General features: G+C 47.6%; 17 protein-coding genes. 6 read left to right on the top strand and 11 right to left on the bottom strand.

Features of this window, described 5'->3' with window-relative positions; all coding sequences use genetic code 11:
* Positions 1-101 precede the first annotated feature (101 nt).
* From G598_RS16630 to ilvN, 8 genes are all read right to left on the bottom strand, one after another.
* Positions 102-947: a hypothetical protein gene (locus G598_RS16630; protein WP_037362792.1), complete on the bottom strand. Its 846-nt coding sequence runs from the start codon at positions 945-947 to the stop codon at positions 102-104.
* Positions 948-1,342: 395 nt separating this feature from the next.
* Positions 1,343-4,171 (bottom strand): excinuclease ABC subunit UvrA, encoded by a 2,829-nt coding sequence (gene uvrA / locus G598_RS0101245; protein WP_026765404.1) that lies wholly within the window; start codon positions 4,169-4,171, stop codon positions 1,343-1,345.
* Between the two features lie 125 nt (positions 4,172-4,296).
* Complete coding sequence (gene ilvB / locus G598_RS0101240) at positions 4,297-5,961, bottom strand: biosynthetic-type acetolactate synthase large subunit (protein WP_026765403.1); 1,665 nt, start codon at positions 5,959-5,961, stop codon at positions 4,297-4,299.
* A gap of 2 nt (positions 5,962-5,963) precedes the next feature.
* Positions 5,964-7,031, bottom strand: coding sequence for a 3-isopropylmalate dehydrogenase (gene leuB, locus G598_RS0101235; RefSeq protein ID WP_026765402.1), 1,068 nt, complete (start codon positions 7,029-7,031; stop codon positions 5,964-5,966).
* 12 nt (positions 7,032-7,043) lie between these two features.
* On the bottom strand, positions 7,044-7,532 hold the full coding sequence (locus G598_RS0101230) for a 3-isopropylmalate dehydratase small subunit (RefSeq protein WP_026765401.1): 489 nt from the start codon (positions 7,530-7,532) through the stop codon (positions 7,044-7,046).
* A 1-nt stretch (position 7,533) separates the two neighbouring features.
* Positions 7,534-8,796 (bottom strand): 3-isopropylmalate dehydratase large subunit, encoded by a 1,263-nt coding sequence (leuC, locus tag G598_RS0101225; RefSeq protein ID WP_026765400.1) that lies wholly within the window; start codon positions 8,794-8,796, stop codon positions 7,534-7,536.
* A gap of 126 nt (positions 8,797-8,922) precedes the next feature.
* Entirely contained in the window at positions 8,923-9,939 is a 1,017-nt protein-coding gene (ilvC, locus tag G598_RS0101220; protein ID WP_026765399.1) for a ketol-acid reductoisomerase, read from the bottom strand.
* On the bottom strand, positions 9,920-10,450 hold the full coding sequence (ilvN, locus tag G598_RS0101215; protein ID WP_026765398.1) for an acetolactate synthase small subunit: 531 nt from the start codon (positions 10,448-10,450) through the stop codon (positions 9,920-9,922). The genes ilvC and ilvN overlap by 20 nt, the downstream gene beginning before the upstream one ends.
* Before the next feature lie 363 nt (positions 10,451-10,813).
* Between ilvN and mutY the strand changes: the two genes are divergently transcribed.
* The 5 genes from mutY to G598_RS0101190 all read left to right on the top strand — a co-directional run bounded on the left by mutY (position 10,814) and on the right by G598_RS0101190 (position 16,346).
* Positions 10,814-11,911: an A/G-specific adenine glycosylase gene (gene mutY, locus G598_RS0101210; protein WP_051179760.1), complete on the top strand. Its 1,098-nt coding sequence runs from the start codon at positions 10,814-10,816 to the stop codon at positions 11,909-11,911.
* A gap of 94 nt (positions 11,912-12,005) precedes the next feature.
* Positions 12,006-14,054, top strand: a complete 2,049-nt coding sequence (locus tag G598_RS20315) for a methyl-accepting chemotaxis protein (protein WP_026765396.1) — start codon at positions 12,006-12,008, stop codon at positions 14,052-14,054.
* 131 nt (positions 14,055-14,185) lie between these two features.
* A complete protein-coding gene (locus G598_RS0101200; RefSeq protein ID WP_026765395.1) occupies positions 14,186-15,475 on the top strand; it encodes an RNA-binding domain-containing protein in 1,290 nt (429 codons plus the stop codon).
* Positions 15,476-15,693: 218 nt separating this feature from the next.
* The gene (locus G598_RS0101195; protein ID WP_026765394.1) at positions 15,694-15,891 is read left to right on the top strand and encodes a type II toxin-antitoxin system HicA family toxin; all 198 of its coding nucleotides are present in this window, start codon (positions 15,694-15,696) and stop codon (positions 15,889-15,891) included.
* A gap of 29 nt (positions 15,892-15,920) precedes the next feature.
* On the top strand, positions 15,921-16,346 hold the full coding sequence (locus tag G598_RS0101190) for a type II toxin-antitoxin system HicB family antitoxin (protein ID WP_026765393.1): 426 nt from the start codon (positions 15,921-15,923) through the stop codon (positions 16,344-16,346).
* A gap of 390 nt (positions 16,347-16,736) precedes the next feature.
* Here G598_RS0101190 and G598_RS16625 read toward each other — a convergent pair whose 3' ends face one another.
* Positions 16,737-17,465 (bottom strand): IS5 family transposase, encoded by a 729-nt coding sequence (locus G598_RS16625; RefSeq protein WP_037362789.1) that lies wholly within the window; start codon positions 17,463-17,465, stop codon positions 16,737-16,739.
* Positions 17,466-17,564: 99 nt separating this feature from the next.
* Between G598_RS16625 and G598_RS18380 the strand changes: the two genes are divergently transcribed.
* Positions 17,565-18,023, top strand: coding sequence for a helix-turn-helix domain-containing protein (locus G598_RS18380; protein WP_157833236.1), 459 nt, complete (start codon positions 17,565-17,567; stop codon positions 18,021-18,023).
* A gap of 82 nt (positions 18,024-18,105) precedes the next feature.
* On the opposite strand, the gene G598_RS18375 is transcribed toward G598_RS18380, so the two are convergent.
* Together G598_RS18375 and G598_RS0101165 are read right to left on the bottom strand one after the other, a co-directional pair.
* A complete protein-coding gene (locus G598_RS18375) occupies positions 18,106-18,996 on the bottom strand; it encodes a hypothetical protein (RefSeq protein ID WP_051179756.1) in 891 nt (296 codons plus the stop codon).
* A gap of 29 nt (positions 18,997-19,025) precedes the next feature.
* Positions 19,026-19,343, bottom strand: coding sequence for a YopX family protein (locus G598_RS0101165; protein ID WP_026765391.1), 318 nt, complete (start codon positions 19,341-19,343; stop codon positions 19,026-19,028).
* Positions 19,344-19,381: the final 38 nt, after the last annotated feature.

The following is a 19,381-nucleotide window of genomic DNA, read 5'->3' as shown; positions in this document are numbered from 1 at the left end:
GCATCTTAAAAAGGCAATGTATTCATTTGTCCTTGAGCAGCTCTCGTCTGCTTTGTATGTAATTATAGCGCGGACATCCTGAAAAAGCAAGGATTAATTTTTCAATCCCGCAACACGGCTCCCACATCCTCTATCTGCGGCATTTCCCCTTCCAAGTCCACGGTCATTTCCGTGGTCATATTGGGCATAGGCGTCTCCTCAACACTGTAGTCCTTCGGCTCCGCTGCCCGCTCTCTGGCCCGCTCATTTTCCGCAGAAATCTTGTCGTCTTCCGCATCATGCTTGTGACGGTGTCGCTCCAACGCCGCTGCATTTTTCGCCATGGCGTACAGATCTTTATTGAACTCCATGAGTTCCTTTTCGTCCGCCGGTGAAACCTTCCGCCCATGCATAATACGGCTGACCGTCATCATCACCCGGGACATCTTCTCCCCTTCCTCCTGCATGGCATCCCGGCTCTGCTGTGCATAAGCCGCTTCATGCAACAAGAAGTTATGCGTAGAAATCTGCTTTCTTACACCGTCGATTTCCTTCCCGGCAGCGAGCAATTGCTTTTTGACCTCATCCGACAAATCCACCCGCTGCCCCTCAATCTCCACATAGCCCTGTTTCACCGCCCGGCTAATCATCGCCGTGTTGTCAAACTGCAAGCGATACCGGTTGGAATCCCCAATACGCGTATACGAAAAAGACGCATCCTTCTCCGTCTCCTGTTCCTGTGCCTTCAAGGCATAGCCATCAGCAGAAATCTCCACACTATCCTGCCCCTCTGCCTTGCCCGCCGCCAATTCTTTCTGCCGTGAATCCACATAAACCGCCGCCGCCTCCTTATCCCCTTCAGGAATATAAACGCCGTCCTTCATCACCTTATCCCTAAGTTTCTTCGCCGTTGGCTGTTTGACATAAGCATCCAACTCACTGCGCGTAAGCTTCTGCACAATCCGCATTGTCCGTCCCTCCTTAGAATCGACAAATCCCCTTTTATCCATATATCGGATAAACACAGCGAAACTTAAATCCAGCTTTTCCATAAACATCGACAACGTACTTTTAGCCACTATTCGCAGAAGTCGTTTATAAAACGCATTCCATAAGTGCCAGCGATGGCATTAAGCGCGACCGGGGCCTTGCCTGTCAGCAGCGTATGGCGCTTAGCGTAAAAAAAACGATTTCTGCCCACCGCAATATTATCTGTAAAAATCTACTGTCTGAGCAAAGCGAGTTTTGATTTTTACAGATACCTAATTGATAGGCAAAAATCGTTTTTAGCTAAGCACCATAGCGAATGGCAGGCAAGGCCCAGGCCGCGCGCCAATCACCACGAACACCATCGTGCGTATTATTATTCGTTCTTTTCTTCCAACAGCGGCTTCAAGAACTTCCCAGTATAAGAAGCCGAAACCTTCACAATATCTTCAGGTCTGCCAGAGGCCACAATGGTACCACCCTTATCGCCGCCTTCCGGCCCCAAGTCGATAATATGGTCAGCCGTCTTAATCACATCGAGGTTATGTTCAATGACCACGACCGTATCGCCGCCATCGACCAGCCGCTGCAAAATCCCCAACAGCTTATGAATATCCGCTGAATGCAGGCCTGTAGTCGGTTCGTCCAAAATATAAAGCGTCTTACCCGTACTGCGGCGGGAAAGTTCCGTAGCCAATTTTACACGCTGCGCCTCACCGCCGGATAACGTAGTCGCCGGCTGTCCTAGCTTGATATAACCTAAGCCCACATCCTGAATGACCTGCAATTTGCGGGCAATCTTCGGCACATTGGCAAAGAACACCACCGCTTCATCAATCGTCATATCGAGCACATCAGCAATGGTCTTGCCCTTATAGCGGACTTCAAGCGTTTCGCGATTGTACCGCGCTCCCTTGCAGACCTCGCAGGGCACATAAACATCCGGCAGGAAGTGCATTTCAATCTTCAAAATGCCATCACCCTTGCAGGCTTCACAGCGCCCGCCCTTAACATTGAAGCTGAACCGCCCGGCCTTGTATCCGCGCACCTTGGACTCACTAGTCTGACTGAACAACTCCCGAATCGCATCAAAAACGCCGGTATATGTAGCCGGATTGGAACGTGGCGTGCGGCCAATGGGCTGCTGGTCGATATCGATAATCTTGTCGATATGCTCCAAGCCCTTGATTTTCTTATGTTTGCCCGGCTTGCCCTTGGCATGATAGAGCCGTGAGGCAATGCCCTTGTAGAGAATCTCATTGACCAATGTACTCTTGCCCGAGCCGGACACGCCCGTTACGAGCGTCAGCGTGCCCAACGGGAACTTCACGTTGATATCCTTGAGATTGTTTTCCGCAGCCCCCACGACTTCCAGACATTTGCCATTGCCCGGACGGCGGCGGGAGGGCACGGGAATAAACTTCTTGCGGGAAAGGTACTGCCCCGTCACCGATTCCGGCACCTGCATGATTTCCTGCGCCGTTCCCTGCGCTACCACCTGACCACCATGCTCACCGGCGCCCGGACCGATATCAATGATATGGTCAGCAGCATACATCGTGTCTTCATCATGTTCGACCACAAGCAGGGTATTGCCCAAATCCCGCAGATTTTTAAGGGTTTCGAGCAGGCGGTTGTTGTCCCGCTGATGCAGGCCGATACTAGGCTCATCGAGTACATAGAGCACGCCCTGCAAGCCGGAGCCGATCTGCGTAGCCAAACGAATGCGCTGCGCCTCTCCGCCGGACAGCGTACCTGCCGCCCGCGACAGCGTCAGATAATCCAATCCGACATTTAAGAGGAAATTCAGCCGCGCATGGATTTCCTTCAAAATCTGCTTGGCAATCTTGGCTTCCCGCGGTGTCAATTCCAAATTCTGGAAAAAGCTCTCTGCCTCCCGGATGTTCATATCCGTCACTTCATGGATATTCTTGCCGCCGACCAGAACCGACAACGTTTCCGGCTTTAAGCGTGCCCCATGACAGGCCGAGCAGGGAATCTCGGTCATGTAATTCTCATAGGACTCCCGCATTTCGTCCGAATCCGTTTCGCGGTAACGGCGGGCAAGCAGCGGCATAACACCCTCAAATTCCACATTGTATTCCTTGTTTTCGCCAAACATATTGGTGTAATGGAAGCGGAATTTTTCATCTGCCGAACCATAGAGCAGTACCTTCTGCGTCTTTTTGTCCATATCCTTCCAGGGCGTATCGAGGTCATAGCCATAATCCTTGAGCACGGCTCCCATAGCACACATGGCATAGGAATGGACGTTCTTCGACAAGGGTGCAAAGACGCCACCGCCCACCGACAGCTTCGGGTCAGGAATCACGAGTTCCTCGTCAAATTCCATATGGCTGCCGAGCCCCATACACACAGGACAGGCACCATATGGATTATTGAAGGAAAACATGCGCGGCGTGATTTCCGGCAGACTGATGCCACAGTCCACGCAGGCGAAATTTTCGCTGAACATCAAAAGTTCACCGTCCACTACCTGCACATAGACCACACCTTCGCCGAGTTTAAGCGCGGTTTCCAAAGAATCGGCGAGCCGCTGGTCCATGCCTTCGCGCACCACCAGACGGTCAATCACGACTTCGATGGTATGTTTCTTGTTCTTCTCCAGATTGATATCGTCGTTGATGTCGAAGATTTCCCCATCAATGCGTACCCGCACATAGCCTTCATGGCGGATATGGTCGAGAATCTTGCGGTGCTCGCCCTTCTTACCCCGCACGACCTGTGCCATGATGAGCAGCTTCGTGCGCTCGGGCAGTTCCTTTATCTGGTCCACCATCTGGTCAACTGTCTGCTGGGTAATAGGCTTACCGCACTTGGGACAGTGTGGACGCCCCGCCCGCGCAAAGAGCAGACGCAGATAGTCATAGATTTCCGTAACCGTGCCCACCGTGGAGCGCGGATTATGACTCGTGGTCTTCTGGTCAATGGAAATTGCCGGCGACAGACCGTCGATATTATCCACATCCGGTTTGTCCATCTGCCCCAGGAACTGCCGGGCATAGGAGGACAGCGACTCCACATAACGCCGCTGGCCCTCGGCATAGACCGTATCAAAGGCCAGCGAGGATTTCCCTGACCCCGACAGGCCCGTAACCACGACCAATTTATCCCGCGGAATGTCCACATTGATATTCTTTAAGTTATGGGCTCTTGCCCCCTTGATTTTGATAAACTGTTCCATAACCTTGCCCTTTCCTACACGTCAATGGTTATCCTGCAAAAAGAAAGGGGCTTTTCAGCCCCTTTGCTTATATGCAACTGTATTGCTTACCACAAGTATATACCATTTGCCGGGCCATCGCAAGATTACTTAAACTCGACGAATTCATCAATGCGCGCCCCGCCTTTAATCATGGGCTCCACAAAGCTGCGCCATACATTGAGGACAATAACCCGTGGATGGTCTTTATCCTCCAACGCCCGCTTCAGTGCTTCGGCAAATTCCTCCTGCGTGGAAACCGTTTCGGCCTTGATACCAAAACTGCCCGCATAGGCGGCATAATCCATCTGATAGTCAAACTCGCAGGCAATATAGCGTTCCTGATACATGACCTTCTGCAGCTGGCGAATCATGCCCAGGCTGGTATTGTTGACAATCAGGGAAATCACCGGCAGCTGCAGGCGGGCGATTGTATAGAACTCATTGCCCGTCATCTTGATGCCGCCATCACCAGCCACATGGATGACGCGCCGACTGTCACCGTAATACATCTGCGCCCCCATCGCCGCCGGCAGGCCAAAGCCCATCGTGCCCAGTCCGCCCGAAGTCAGCCAGGTGCGCGGTTCTTCAATGCGCAGATGCAGAGCCGCCCACATCTGATGCTGACCCACATCCGTCGCAAAGGCATAAGGCTTGCCCTTGGTGTTTTTCGCCACCTGATGCAAAGCCCAGGGAACTGTCAGCCGATTCACATGGTAGTCATAATCATAAGTCTCCTGCCAGCCCTGAATCTGCTGCCACCATTCGTCCAGATTCCCCGTGGTCTCCTGCTTCATCAGCAAGCTCAAAATAACCTTCATATCGCCAGCCAGCCCCAGGCTGTTGCCGATATTCTTGTCAATCTCAGCAGGGTCAATATCGATATGGATAAATTTCGTATCCTGCGTGTACTTCTTGACATTGCCCGTCTGACGGTCACCAAAGCGGCTGCCAATGGCAATGATTAAATCTGCCGCCGCCACAGCATGATTGGCGGCTTTTTCGCCATGCATACCGGCAAAGCCCAGGGACTGCGGGTGTTCTCTAGGGATAGCCCCCAGGCCCATCAGGGTATGGGCCACCGGTAGATGATATTTTTCCACAAAGGCCGTAACTTCAGCCGTTGCTCCTGCCGAAATGACACCACCGCCGACAATGACCACCGGTTTCTGCGCCTTGACGATTTCATGGGCAGCTTCCGCGGCACAAATCAGAAAATCCGCATCCGGCTTGCCCGCTTTTTTCGTTTCTTCTACGGCCTCTTGCCAAGCAACCTCCTCAAAGAACAAATCACGCGGCACATCCACAAGCACCGGGCCGGGGCGGCCTTTTTTCGCCAAGGCAAAGGCCTCTCTAATCGTGTCCACCAAAATCTTAGCGTCTTTTACCTTGTAGTTGTGCTTGGTAATCGGCATGGTCACATCGAGGATATCCGTTTCCTGAAAGGCATCGCGGCCCAATAGCGCCGTGTCCACCTGTCCGGTAATGGCCACCACCGGAATGGAATCCATAAAGGCCGTAGCCAAACCTGTCACGAGGTTCGTGGCTCCCGGGCCGGAAGTTGCGATACAGACGCCAACTTTTCCCGAAGCACGGGCATAGCCGTCAGCGGCGTGGGCGGCATTTTGCTCGTGGGTCACGAGAACCTGCTTTATCTCCTTGCTATCATATAAAGCGTCGTATAAAGGCAGTATCATCCCCCCGGGATAGCCAAACACCGTATCGACGCCCTGTTCTTTTAAACATGCTACGACTGCCTGTGCTCCGTTCATAATTACACCCTCTCGCTGATGATTTTGGTCATTTCACTGGTATTGACCTTGGTAAAGCCGTCCTTCCACAAATCCGGTGTGCGATAACCTTCGGCAAGCGCCTTGTCCACAGCCGCTTCAATGGCATCGGCTGCGGCTTCCTCATGCAAGGAATACCTGAGCAGCATAGCCGCCGACAGAATCGTGCCAATCGGATTGGCAATGCCCTTGCCCGCAATATCCGGCGCACTGCCATGAATCGGCTCATAGAGGCTCGTACATTCGCCAATGGAAGCAGACGGCAGCATACCGATGGAACCACCAACCACAGCCGCTTCATCGGAAAGAATATCGCCAAAGAGGTTGCCCGTCACGATAACATCAAACTGTGTCGGCTTTACGGCAATCTGCATAGCGCAGTTATCCACATAGAGATTATTGCACTCCACGTCCGGATAAGCCTTGGCTACTTTTTCCACAGTTCTACGCCAAAGGCGGGAAGTAGCCAGCACATTTGACTTGTCAACAGACGTCACCTTGCCACGGCGCAGTTTGGCCGTCTCAAAGGCGAGTTTGGCAATGCGCTCCACTTCGGGTACGGAATAGTTTTCCAAATCCCAGGCCCGTTCCACGCCATTATGCTGTTCGGATTCGCATTTTTCGCCAAAGTAAATGCCGCCGATAAGTTCGCGGACGATAACGAGGTCAGCTCCGCGCACGAGTTCCGGTTTTAACGGCGAATATTCAATAAGTGCATCAGCTACCTTGACCGGACGCAGATTGGCATAAAGCCCCAATTCCTTGCGCAGCCCCAAAATAGCCTTTTCCGGACGCTTGGCCGGGTCTACCTTATCCCATTTATCGCCGCCCACAGCGCCGAACAACACGCCGTCTGACGCCTTGCAGGCATCAATGGTTTCCTGCGGCAGAGGGGTGCCGAATTTATCATAAGCCGTTCCGCCGGCATCATGGTAAGCAAAGTTAAGTCCCAAACCGAATTTCTTATCCGCAGCTTTCAGCACTTCCACAGCGCTGTCGGTGATTTCCTTGCCAATGCCGTCACCGGGAATAACCGTAATATTATATGCCATAAGTAACCACACTTACCCTTTCTTTTTGATATATTCAATCAAACCGCCTGCTTCGGCAATCTCCTGCACAAAGCCCGGCAGGGGATGCGCATGGAACACATCACCCGTGGTGAGATTCTTGATTTCGCCCGTCGTCACATCCACCTGCAACTTATCATCGGCATGGATTTTTTCCACATCATCACCGATTTCGAGCAAAGGCAGGCCGATATTGATGCCATTGCGATAGAAAATCCGCGCAAAGCTGGCCGCAATGACCACGGGAATCCCCGAAGCCTTGATGGCTACCGGTGCATGCTCACGGGAGGAACCACAGCCAAAGTTGCGGCCGCCCACCATGATATCGCCTTCCTGCACATTACCGGCAAAACTCTCATCAATATCCACCATGCAGTGGCTGGCCAGTTCCTTGGGATCAAAAGTATTCAAGTATCTTGCGGGGATAATGACGTCCGTATCGATATTATCCCCATAACGCCAAACTTTTCCTTCTAACTTCATATCACTGAACCTCCTCTGCCGTGGCAATTCTGCCCAGGATTGCACTTGCCGCCGCCACATGAGGGCCAGCTAAGTAAACTTCACTATCCACATGCCCCATGCGGCCACGGAAATTGCGGTTGGTCGTGGAAACGCATTTCTCGCCTGCCGCCATAATGCCCATATAACCGCCTAAGCACGGCCCGCAGGTCGGCGTGGACACCGCACAGTCCGCATCAATAAAGGTGTCAATATAGCCCAGCTTCATGGCTTCTTTATACACCGCCGGACTGCCGGGAATCACAATGCAGCGCACACCATCAGCGACTTTATGCCCCTTGAACACTTCAGCGGCAATCTGCAAATCTTCCAGACGGCCATTGGTGCAGGAACCGATAATTACCTGCTGAATGGCAATCGGTTCTTTGATATCCTCAACCCGCTTGGTATTGCCCGGCAGATGCGGGAACGCCACAACCGGCTTCAACTCCGAAAGATTAATCTCCACAACCTGACAATAAACCGCATCATCATCAGCGGCCACTGGTTCAAACGGCTTCTTTACGCGGTCTTTGACGTATGCAGCCGTGATTTCATCATAGGGGAAGATGCCTGCCTTGCCGCCGGCTTCAATCGCCATATTGGAAATCGTGAGCCTGTCCGTCATGGTCAGCGACTTCACACCCTCGCCGGCAAATTCCAGCGATTTATACAGCGCTCCATCCACGCCGATTTGGCCAATCAGCGTCAGGATAACATCCTTGCCGCTGATACCGGCAGGCTTCGAGCCTGTAAGTTCGACCTTAATGGCCTGCGGCACCTTGAACCAGGCTTCGCCCGTAGCCATGGCCGCCCCCAAATCCGTGGAACCTACGCCCGTGGCAAAGCCGTTGACTGCACCATAGGTGCAGGTATGGGAATCCGCGCCAATGGTCAACATGCCCGGTGCCACAATCCCCTGTTCCGGCAGGATAACGTGCTCAATGCCCACACGCCCCTGCTCGAAGTAATGCACAATCTTATGCTTGACCGCAAAATCCCGCACGATTTTCGCCAATTCTGCGGACTTGATATCCTTGGCCGGCTGAAAATGGTCGGGCACCAAGGCGATTTTTTCATTGTCAAAGACCGGACGGCCAATGCTTTCAAAGATTTTGATGGACGGCGGCGCCGTAATATCGTTGGCCAGCACCATATCCAGTTTACAGGTCACAAGCTGGCCCGCTTCCACGCGTTCCAGCCCTGCATGTTTGGCGAGAATCTTCTCGCTCATCGTCATACCCATGCTCTCACTCTCCCGTTTTCTACAAGAAAAGCCTTCCCGTTAGGTGGAAGGGGAAGGCTTCTCACAACTGTTTAATTAAAACATTCGACTTAAATGGATATATTCCTGCTTTTCAGGAGTTTCATATTAGTCTTTAGCCAAATCATCAGCGCCCTTGAGCCACGGCATCATATTACGGAGATCCTTGCCGACCTTCTCAATCTGATGTTCAGCATGCAGACGGCGCTGAGCCATGAAGTTTGCACGGCCAGCTGCACGGTTTTCAAGCAGCCAGTTGCGGGCAAAGGTACCATCCTGGATTTCTTTCAGGACTTTCTTCATTTCCTTCTTGGTTTCTTCCGTGATGATACGCGGGCCTACCATGTAGTCGCCATATTCAGCCGTATCGGAGATGGACTTGCGCATCTTCGTGAAACCACCTTCATAGCAGAGGTCAACGATGAGTTTCATCTCATGGAAGCATTCAAAGTAAGCCATTTCGGGCGGATAACCGGCTTCAACGAGCACTTCGAAGCCCGTCTGCATCAGCTGGCAAACGCCGCCGCAAAGAACAGCCTGTTCACCGAACAGGTCTTCTTCCGTTTCATCGCGGAAGGTCGTCTGCAGAACACCGGAACGCGTAGCGCCAAGACCTTTGGCATAGGCCAGAGCGAGGTCAAAGCACTTGCCGGAAGCATCCTGATAAACAGCGAATACAGCCGGAACACCGGAACCTTCCGTATACGTACGGCGAACGAGATGACCGGGGCCTTTCGGAGCCACCATGAACACGTCCACATTAGCGGGCGGAACAATCTGCTGGTAGTGAATATTAAAGCCATGTGCAAAAGCGAGAGCACTGCCATCCTTCAGGTTCGGCGCAATCTCATTTTTATAGACATCGGACTGCTTCTCATCCGGAATCAGAACCATCGTGATATCTGCTTCTTTTACTGCATCAGCAACATTTTTAACCGTCAGGCCATGTTCTTCAGCAACTTTCTTGGACTTGGAACCTTCATAGAGCCCGACCACAACATCAACGCCACTCTCTTTGAGGTTCAGAGCATGTGCATGGCCCTGGCTGCCATAACCAATGATTGCCACTTTCTTGCCATTAAGAACTTCCCAATTTGCATCCTGATCATAATAAGTTTTTGCCATAATACTCTCTCTCCTCACAATGTTCATAAATAGTATGCTCACCGCGTTCCAGCGCGATAAGACCAGTGCGAATGACCTCGGCGATACCATACGGCTTGATGAGATTCAAGAACGCCGTCACCTTGTCATCACTGCCTGTCAGCTCGAAGATAACCATGGAACTGTCCACATCCACGACATGGGCGCGGAAAAGTTCCGCCATCTTCAGAACATCCAGACGATTCGTGTCATTTGCCCTGACCTTGATCAGCGTCATCCCCCGGCAGACTGCATTTTTCTCATCCAAACGCTGTACGGCTTGCACCACCGGCATTTTCTCCAGCTGTTTAATCATCTGCTCAATGAGATTTTCATCGCCGTGTACAACAACCGTGATGCGGGAATACCCTTCTTTCTCCGTCACGCCAACTGCGAGACTGTCGATATTGAATTCGCGTCTGGAAAACATACTTACAACCCGGACCAGCACACCAGTCTGATTTTCCACAAACACAGACAAGACATGTTTCATCCTGCAATCCCCCTTGTTTTTCACACAAAAACATCATAACACGTTTAAGCTGTCCATTCAATATGTAAAGTTGTAAATATGTATACATTATTGCGCGAATAGATATTTTTGTCAACACCATTATGTAACTTTTTTAATCTTATTTGTGTATTTTCGAGATTTTCTTCCACCATAAACATACACAAGCAGTTTTACATGACGATTATATTATACATTTGTCTTTCACAGAGAATTAAAAAGTTTTTCTTGTTACTTTTTTTTGAAAATTATATACATGACACTAGCTTGCAAGGTTTACAGCGCGCATGATACAATTAGCCCCACTAGGAAAAAGATTGTTATTGACGCAGAAAGGACATTATCTTGCCACAGACGATTACGCTTCCGCATACTGAACTTATCCCGGAGATACTGCAAAAACTTCCCGGCTGGTACCGCAGCCAGTCTGACCTGCGGGAACTTCCCTGGCGAAAGTCCCCCACGCCTTATCACACCTGGCTGTCGGAAATCATGCTGCAGCAGACCCGAGCCAGCGCCGTGATTCCCTATTACGAACGCTTCCTCGCCGCCCTGCCGGATATCGCGTCACTTGCTGCCTGCGATGATGATGCCCTTATGAAACTCTGGCAAGGACTGGGCTATTACTCACGCGCACGCAACCTCAAAAAAGCCGCCACGATTATTTGTCAGGAACATAACGGCAAAATTCCGCAGGATTTCAAAGCCTTGCTGGCTCTCCCCGGCATCGGTCGCTATACCGCCAGCGCCATCGGCTCCATCGCCTTTGGCCAGCCCTGGCCTGCCGTTGACGGCAATGTACTGCGGGTAATCTCCCGCGCCCTTGCCTCTACTGCTGACATCGCCTTGCCCGCGACCAAAAACAGTATGGAACAGGCCCTTCTCCCCCATTACCCACAAGGCGAAACCGCCGGAGACCTCAATCAGGCCTTTATGGATTTAGGCGCCACCATCTGCCTGCCTAAAGGCACGCCCCATTGTCCCTGCTGTCCCTTGGAAAAAATCTGCCTTGCCCATGCCGAGGGACTGGAGCAGGAACTGCCCCGCAAAAGCTCTCCACAAAAACGCCGCCGCGAAAACCGCACAATTCTCCTGCTGATGCAGGGAGATACCGTGGCCCTGCATAAACGCCCACCAAAAGGACTTTTGGCAGGCCTTTGGGAATTTCCCAACATCGAGGGAAAACTTGACAAAACAGCCGTAAACGAATGGCTGCAAACGCAGGGTCTGTCGGTTAAGCATATACAAAAACTGCCGACAGCCAAACATGTCTTTTCCCATATCGAATGGCATCTTTCCGGCTGGCGGATAGAACTCACACCACCTTCTGACCATCTCCTGCAGGAAAATACTCTGCCCTTTACCTGGGTTACACCAGCCGAATTAACTGAAAAATACAGCTTGCCTTCAGCATTCCATTATTATTTATCCGAAATATATTGAGTATAAAGAAGGAATTTCGCTATAAAACACGAATAGAACAAACAAATGGATTTATGGATATGGGATACTGATTAAATTTGAGAGGTGTTTATACATGTTCAAACTATTCGAAACGCCCAAAAGGGCCGAAGCAGCTGCGCCGGCTGCACCCACTGCTGTTCCGGCAGCCACTGACCTTCCCGATATCAAGACAGCATATCTGGCCAAAAGCGAACTGACCGCCCTGCGCCTGAAAGAACTGGTCGATGTGGCTGGCGGCCCGTCTATGATTATTGGCTTTGTTTCCCCGGATTTGGATGTCCCGGAAGTTGCCCGCCTGATTAAGACCGAAATTCCGTCCTCTGCCAAGCTGCTGCTCATGACGACTTCCGGTGAACTTTGCCGTCCACAGGGCAGTCATACGCTGTACTGTGACGCACCTGAACGTCGTGGCAGAGTATTATTGCAGTCTTTCTCCAAGCGCATGCTTGAACAAACCTTTACCATGCATATTCCGCTGCCCAATGAAGACCTGCGCAGCGGCACGGTAAGCATGACTGTCAACGACCGCGTAGACGCTATTCGCAAGGAAATCGACAAGCATCGTCCGCCCTTCCGTTTAAGTGTAAACCATACTTTTGCCATGGTTTATATCGATGGCGTATCCAGCTGTGAAACCTTCGTATCACAGGCTTTGTACGCCTCCGGACAATTCCCCATTCCCTTTATCGGCGGCAGTTCCGCCGGCAATCTGGATTTTGCCCATACCTATATCTACGATGACAATACCTGCCTGGAAAATCACGCCATCATCATTATCTGCCGCCTGAGCAAAGAATACCGCTATGGCATTCTGAAATCTCAGGCTGTTGAACGGACAGATAAATCGGTGACTGTCGGCAGTGCCAACAGTGCCCTGCGCTATATCGAAACCGTTGAAGGGCCAAAAGGCGAAGTTCCGATTATCGATGCCCTGAAAGACTATTTCCATGTACAGACCGTAAGCGAAGTACAGGATTGTATGCAGGGTTATACCTTTGCTACCGATGTAAATGGTGAAGATTACATTCGTACACTTTCCGGTTTCGATGAAGCCAACAACCGCATCAATTTCTTCTGCGATGTGGTCACAGGCGAACGCCTGCACCTGATGAAGCGCGTATCCCTGTCACAGACCTTATCCCGGGATTTGCGCGAATTCAGCAAAAACAAACCCCACCCCATCGGCGCAATCTTAAACGACTGCATTCTCCGCCGTTTAGGTTATCCGGACGAAATCACGCATATTGACGAGTTCAAAGACATTCCCGTAGCTGGTTTTTCCAGCTTTGGCGAAATTTCCGGGCTGCATGTAAACGAAACCCTGACGGCCATCGTCTTCTATCATGTGCCTGAAGGAACCCACTTCTCCGATGCTTACATCGACAACTTCGCCCATATTTACTCCAACTGTCATGCGTTCTTCTTCAACCGTATCATTGAGCGGCAAAAACACACTGAAAGACTAAAAGACAACCTTATTGATATGTTCCAGGACTATCAGTCCAAAATGCCGGATATCGTCAAGACCATCATGCGTATGTCCACGGATGTCGACCAGATTCAAAATGCCATCAAGCAGCTGTCCAGCGGCATTGACGAGCAGAACGGCCTCTTTAACCAGCTGACTGACCGCAACCGGGAAATCACCCCGAAACTGGATATGCTCTCCCAGAGCACCCAGAAAATCAACGATGTCATGAAGCTCATCAACGAGATTGCCGCCCAGACCAACCTCCTGTCCCTCAACGCCGCTATCGAGGCCGCCCGCGCAGGCGAGGCAGGCCGCGGCTTCTCCGTTGTGGCTCAGGAAGTACGCAAGCTGGCTGAAAACACCCAGACCAATGTTCATGTTTCCGATGACGCTATCAGTTCCCTTATCCATGACGTCAACGAAATCAACAAGATTCTGGCCGATAACAAGGACTTTGAAGAACGCATCAACGATTTCGATGCCAACTTCGCGAAGCAGATGAAGGAACTGCACAAAAACCTCAACGAAGGTATCACCCATATCCAAAAATCGACCCAGTCCATCAAAGCACTGGATGCCATCAACGAACGCACCAGTGCAGAAATGGAAAAACTGACCACGATTATCCACAATATCGAGATGGGCATCTGACCACCTTGGCAGGAAATATATCCTAATAAAAAGCATGAGGCGCCAAACTATTGCAGCCTCATGCTTTTTTCTATTTTATTGACGATAATGAATAGAATGATTATAATATTGATTAGAAAGAGGTGATTGATATGCTGCCAAAAGAAAATGAGCAAACGGAATACAAACGTGAACTTACCAACGGGCTAACAAAAGAAGTTCTCGCTTTCATCAATACCCAAGGCGGTTCGATTTATATTGGCGTTAATGATGACGGCTCCATCGCAGGCGTAACAGACAGCGACCAAATTATGCTTCGTATAGCCAGTATGCTTAGAGATTCTATTCATCCTGACGCAATGATGTTCGTTTCTATTCAAGCTGAGCAAAAAGAAAATAAAGACATTATACACCTTCTTATCTCCAGCGGCACCAACAAACCATATTACCTGATAAAAAACGGACTCAAACCATCCGGTGTATATGTTCGCCAAGGCAGCGCCTCTGTACAAGCATCACCTGAGCAGATACGACAAATGATAAAAGATGCTGACGGAGACATTTTTGAAGACAATATTTCCCTCAATCAAGAACTGACATTCAAAAAGACTTCCGATATATTCCACAAAAAAAATCTAAAATTTGCTTCAGAACAAATGATTTCCTTGGGGATTATGCAAACTGATGGTGTATACACAAACCTTGGGCTCCTGTTATCCGACCAATGTCCTTTTACCATTAAAGCTGCCGTATTCCAGGACACAGGTCAAAAAAACTTCCAGGACCGCCGCGAATTTTCCGGGGCCCTATTAACACAACTCGAAGACTGTTTCGCCTATTTACAGCTTAACAATCCAACATCAGCCAAATTTCAGGGACTATATCGCAGCGACTGTAAAAGATATCCCGAAGAAGCCATTAGAGAGGCTCTACTCAACAGCATCGTACACCGTGACTATGCCTTTAGTGCCAGCAACCTTGTCAGCGTTTACAATAACCGCATTGAATTCACGTCTATCGGCGGACTTGTGTCCGGATTACAAAAGGAAGATATTTTGCTGGGGATCTCCCTTTGCCGCAATCCAAAACTAGCCAACATTTTTTACCGGTTGGAACTTATCGAGGCGTATGGCACCGGACTTTTGAAAATCCAAAATGCCTACGAAGCCACTCTTGTTCAGCCAGATTTACGGATTTCTCCCAACGTATTCAAGGTTATACTCCCCCGATTAGAGCAAGCCCCTGATTATGTAAACGATTCTCCCCTCTCACCTGAAGACAAGGTACTTGCCTACATCAAACAACATCATGCCGTTACCCGCAAAGATATCGAGACTCTCCTAAACACCAGTACGTCCACAGCCACAAGAATATTACAGACTCTACTAATGAAGAAAAGAATTACCCGCATCGGACGGGGCAAACAAACAAAATACATGTAAACCAATACAAAAAACTGTCCACCAGAAAACGCAGCCAGTGAATGCAGAACCTTCCGGTAATCTCCCTGCTGTAATCAGCAATCCTTGTTCCTCGGCCACCGGCCATTATAACTGTTTTCATTTCAAAATATATCTCTTACTATCCTTTCTATCACCCAGTACCCCAAAAGTTGACACGTATTATTATATGTGTTATTATGTTAACACGGAGGAAGCTCATGAAAAGTTATTCTTCGCGTGAAGTGCTCAAAATCTTGAAAGCTGATGGCTGGTATGAAGTCAATTGTGTTGGCGACCATCACCAATTCAAGCATCCTTCAAAAAAAGGACGCGTTACAGTGACTCACCCTCGCAAAGACATACCATACGAAACATTGAAAAGCATTTCACAGCAGGCAGGCATCACTTTCCCGTGATGCCTTATTGATTATCTGGAGGATTTGATATGAAAGACCTATATATTTTCCCTGCTATTTTCCACTCCGCTGATGATGGTATCTCTATTACTTTTCCGGATCTCCCTGGTTGCCTTCCCTATGCTCAAACAATGGAGGAAGCTTTTAACAATGCAAAAGAAGCACTGCAACTTCATATCTTCGGCATGGAAGAGGATAACGAGGATATCCCTAGTCCCTCATCCGTTGCTTCAATGCAACTAAATGCTGGTGACTCTTTAGCTATGATTGAAGCTTGGATGCCGCCCTTCCGCGAAAAAATGTCCAACAAATCGACCAGCAAAACCGTAACCATACCTCGTTGGCTCGATACGCTGGCTCGTCGTGAAAAAGTTAACTATTCACATATATTCCAAGAAGCATTAAAATCTTATCTTGGAGTTAGCGATAACCCCACCGGACACCTTCGAGCATAGTTAGAGTATGCTGAATAAACATATTTTATTCTCTTCATCAGAAAAATGAAACTCTGCATCAAAATCTTCCAATACTTTCATGCTAAAACAGTATCTTTTGATTAATCCGAACTTTTGACGCTCAATTCCATAATGCGCCGTTTCATGTTCACTTTCAATAAAATAGAAATATGTATTGGTAGCCAGATTGAGGTATGTCTTATACATTTGCTTAGGGCGTGTTGAAAAAGTCTGCTTAAAAAGACTTTTGCACACCTGTAGCGCATGTTGTCTTTAGAGTGCTTCCTCTTGCCTGGTTTCCTATTTTTACCAAAATTGATGCAATGTATATAAAGGCTCGGTAAACACAAGCCAATTTATCGTAGCGTGTTGCGTTTCGGCGATAACATTTTAGCTTTTGAAAGTATCTTTCCACAACGTTACGCCCTTTATATTGTCCTTTGTCAAATTTGTAAATAATTTTGGCATTGGACTTGTTGGGGCACGCCATATCTGCTTCAAGTGATTTAATGTATTCACGTATTTTCTTGTTTCCATATGCCATGTCTGCATTGAAGCTATATTCGCTGCTTCTAACAGTGAAATTGCCATTTTTGAATCATGAACCTGTCCACCCGTAAGCTCAAATGCCACCATTTCCAATTCATCATTAACCAATGCATGAACTTTGGGGTTTTGTCCACCACGAGATGTGCCTATATGTTGCTTTACATCTGATTCAGGTGCGTCTTTACGGGCGCCGGCAGCATGCTGATGGGCTTTGTTCGAGGTACTGTCTATGAAAATGGCATAGTAAATCTGCTCGACAAGGACAAGACCATCTGCGTTTGGGTCACATAATCCCATTAAACAAAAATAAATTCTTTGGAAAATATTTTGAGATTCCCACGACCTGAATTTCTTGTAAATGGAATTCCATTTTCCATATGCTGCGGGGATACTTCGCCAGCTGCATCCCTCACGCACGATAAAAATCAATGCATCCAGAAAAAGGCGTTCAATACCAGGTCTGCCAGTTGTTTTTTCTTTTGGCAAATATTCCCGTATTTTCTCGTATGCCTCATCAGTTAAACTGTATCTTGCATATGACTCATGGATTGTATATAATGAATCTGACATAGGTGATCCCCCTTTTCTGGATATTTCGTCAAATTCATTATAGGGGAGGTTACCTATGTTTTTTGTGGAAAAAGAAAAGATTCTCGTTTTTAGAAATACATGTATATTGGATTATTGAGTTTTTCAACACGCCCTAACTACGAAAGAGAATCCCGCGAGCCGAATATTGCTATGCTGATTAAGTTGGCGGACCTTTATGAAGTCTCGGTTGATTACTTGCTAGGCCATACTCCAGACAAGGATATGCCAGAAGATATAAAGGAATTAGTTGATAAATACAACCGCTTATCTGACGAAGGCCGGCTCCGTATTAACAACCAAATTGACTGTGAGTTGCGTGTCGATGCACTGATAGCAAAAAAGCGACTTGAAAAGCAACGCCAAGGGATAGAGGCATCAAGGCAGGCCGGCAAACAGTATGGTCGCCCCAAAGCAACTATTACAGCTGATTGGGACGTCACATATAGTCAATGGAAATCTGGAGATATCACTGCCGATGATGCTGCTTTAAAATTGGGAATTTCAAAAGCGACATTATATAGACGAGCGCGTCAGTGATAAGATGTCATTCATCTCACATAAGTATTTCTCCCCCTTTGTATCACAGGATTATATTCGAATAAAAATTTCTCTCTCACATTCAAATAAAATTATTTTTATATATTAACTTTAATGCATCATGAATTGACTTCTTTAAATCAACTTTAACTTTTTTCTTTAAATCATCATCATCTGCTTCATTACATTCATAACATAATATACGTTTTCCACGTAAATCAAATGGTAATTCCTCTATTTTTCCTGTGGCAACATTAAATACTAGTATTAAATTTTCATCTCCTACCGAATTAATCGCGTACCCCAATTCCAGCATTACATTTGAGTTTGGATATTTTCGACCTGATTTACCATCTACTCCTACGAAAGATATGTCTGCAACAAACGCAATACAGGTGTCAATTTTATCACATATAGTTTTCGTAATTTCTGGCGCCCCAGCTTTGCCTTTAGTATCTTTATCAAGCATTAATGGACAGCAATATTCTTTACTTAATACTTTTATAGAATTTTCCAATGCATTTTCTATAAGATTTCTATTTGTTTTAAAAGATAATTCACCCTGCCATGAATAAAAAATTTTATATGATTCTTGTTTTAAAGCATCCTTTAGTATTGTACTTATTTCCTCAAGCAATTTTTCTAAGATATTAATTTGTATTTGTAATCCAAACGAAGAAGAAATTATTATACCATTATTACTTGAAGATGACCCATTTGCAGTTGATATAATTTTTAATACGTTAGAAAAATTATCAAACTTATCAATTGGAAAAATATACGTGAAAAGTGAATCTATTCTAAAACGATCTTCATAAAAAATATTATAAAACAAACTACGATATGATACTATTACTTGGTAAACATACTTATGTGTATCAATACCATGCTTTTTCTGTTCTCTAATTTTCTCTAGGCAAATACTAACTAACTCGCGTGCTTTTCTTAACTTTCGTAAATCATTTTTTATCATATCTAAAGCCTCTTACATGTCTTCACCTATCAACTATTTTTTTCATATGAAGAACAATTATCTTTGTCAATAATTATTACATTATTGTTATCATCTATGACAATATTTTTTATTTTAACATCTCCTTGTGGTTCTTCAATTTTTATATTAGCAATTACAGTTCCAATCGTATCATTATGTATGTTTTTTACACTGTCGCCATCTAATATATCTTTATTATTTTTATCCTTTAATCCTGTAGGTTTCATGTATTCTCCCTTATCTGATCCATCAGGATTTGGTGGTACATTAGTTGCTATTACACATTTCTTCTCATTATCATATCTATAAAAATTAAATTTCGACATAGTTAACCTCCCATTATGCATCTCTTATAGTTTTTATA

The sequence above is a fragment of the Selenomonas ruminantium subsp. ruminantium ATCC 12561 genome (assembly GCF_000424065.1).
Classification (GTDB): Bacteria; Bacillota; Negativicutes; order Selenomonadales; family Selenomonadaceae; genus Selenomonas_A; species Selenomonas_A ruminantium.
This window is presented reverse-complemented; position numbering and strand designations above follow the sequence as displayed.

What these genes read in the sequence shown, in the direction of transcription:
- G598_RS16630 (WP_037362792.1), bottom strand. Translation starts at nt 947, where the DNA reads ATGCGGATTGTGCAGAAGCTTACGCGCAGTGAGTTGGATGCTTATGTC.
- uvrA (WP_026765404.1), bottom strand. Translation starts at nt 4,171, where the DNA reads ATGGAACAGTTTATCAAAATCAAGGGGGCAAGAGCCCATAACTTAAAG.
- ilvB (WP_026765403.1), bottom strand. Translation starts at nt 5,961, where the DNA reads ATGAACGGAGCACAGGCAGTCGTAGCATGTTTAAAAGAACAGGGCGTC.
- leuB (WP_026765402.1), bottom strand. Translation starts at nt 7,031, where the DNA reads ATGGCATATAATATTACGGTTATTCCCGGTGACGGCATTGGCAAGGAA.
- G598_RS0101230 (WP_026765401.1), bottom strand. Translation starts at nt 7,532, where the DNA reads ATGAAGTTAGAAGGAAAAGTTTGGCGTTATGGGGATAATATCGATACG.
- leuC (WP_026765400.1), bottom strand. Translation starts at nt 8,796, where the DNA reads ATGGGTATGACGATGAGCGAGAAGATTCTCGCCAAACATGCAGGGCTG.
- ilvC (WP_026765399.1), bottom strand. Translation starts at nt 9,939, where the DNA reads ATGGCAAAAACTTATTATGATCAGGATGCAAATTGGGAAGTTCTTAAT.
- ilvN (WP_026765398.1), bottom strand. Translation starts at nt 10,450, where the DNA reads ATGAAACATGTCTTGTCTGTGTTTGTGGAAAATCAGACTGGTGTGCTG.
- G598_RS20315 (WP_026765396.1), top strand. Translation starts at nt 12,006, where the DNA reads ATGTTCAAACTATTCGAAACGCCCAAAAGGGCCGAAGCAGCTGCGCCG.
- G598_RS0101200 (WP_026765395.1), top strand. Translation starts at nt 14,186, where the DNA reads ATGCTGCCAAAAGAAAATGAGCAAACGGAATACAAACGTGAACTTACC.
- G598_RS0101195 (WP_026765394.1), top strand. Translation starts at nt 15,694, where the DNA reads ATGAAAAGTTATTCTTCGCGTGAAGTGCTCAAAATCTTGAAAGCTGAT.
- G598_RS0101190 (WP_026765393.1), top strand. Translation starts at nt 15,921, where the DNA reads ATGAAAGACCTATATATTTTCCCTGCTATTTTCCACTCCGCTGATGAT.
- G598_RS16625 (WP_037362789.1), bottom strand. Translation starts at nt 17,465, where the DNA reads ATGTCAGATTCATTATATACAATCCATGAGTCATATGCAAGATACAGT.
- G598_RS18380 (WP_157833236.1), top strand. Translation starts at nt 17,565, where the DNA reads ATGTATATTGGATTATTGAGTTTTTCAACACGCCCTAACTACGAAAGA.
- G598_RS18375 (WP_051179756.1), bottom strand. Translation starts at nt 18,996, where the DNA reads ATGATAAAAAATGATTTACGAAAGTTAAGAAAAGCACGCGAGTTAGTT.
- G598_RS0101165 (WP_026765391.1), bottom strand. Translation starts at nt 19,343, where the DNA reads ATGTCGAAATTTAATTTTTATAGATATGATAATGAGAAGAAATGTGTA.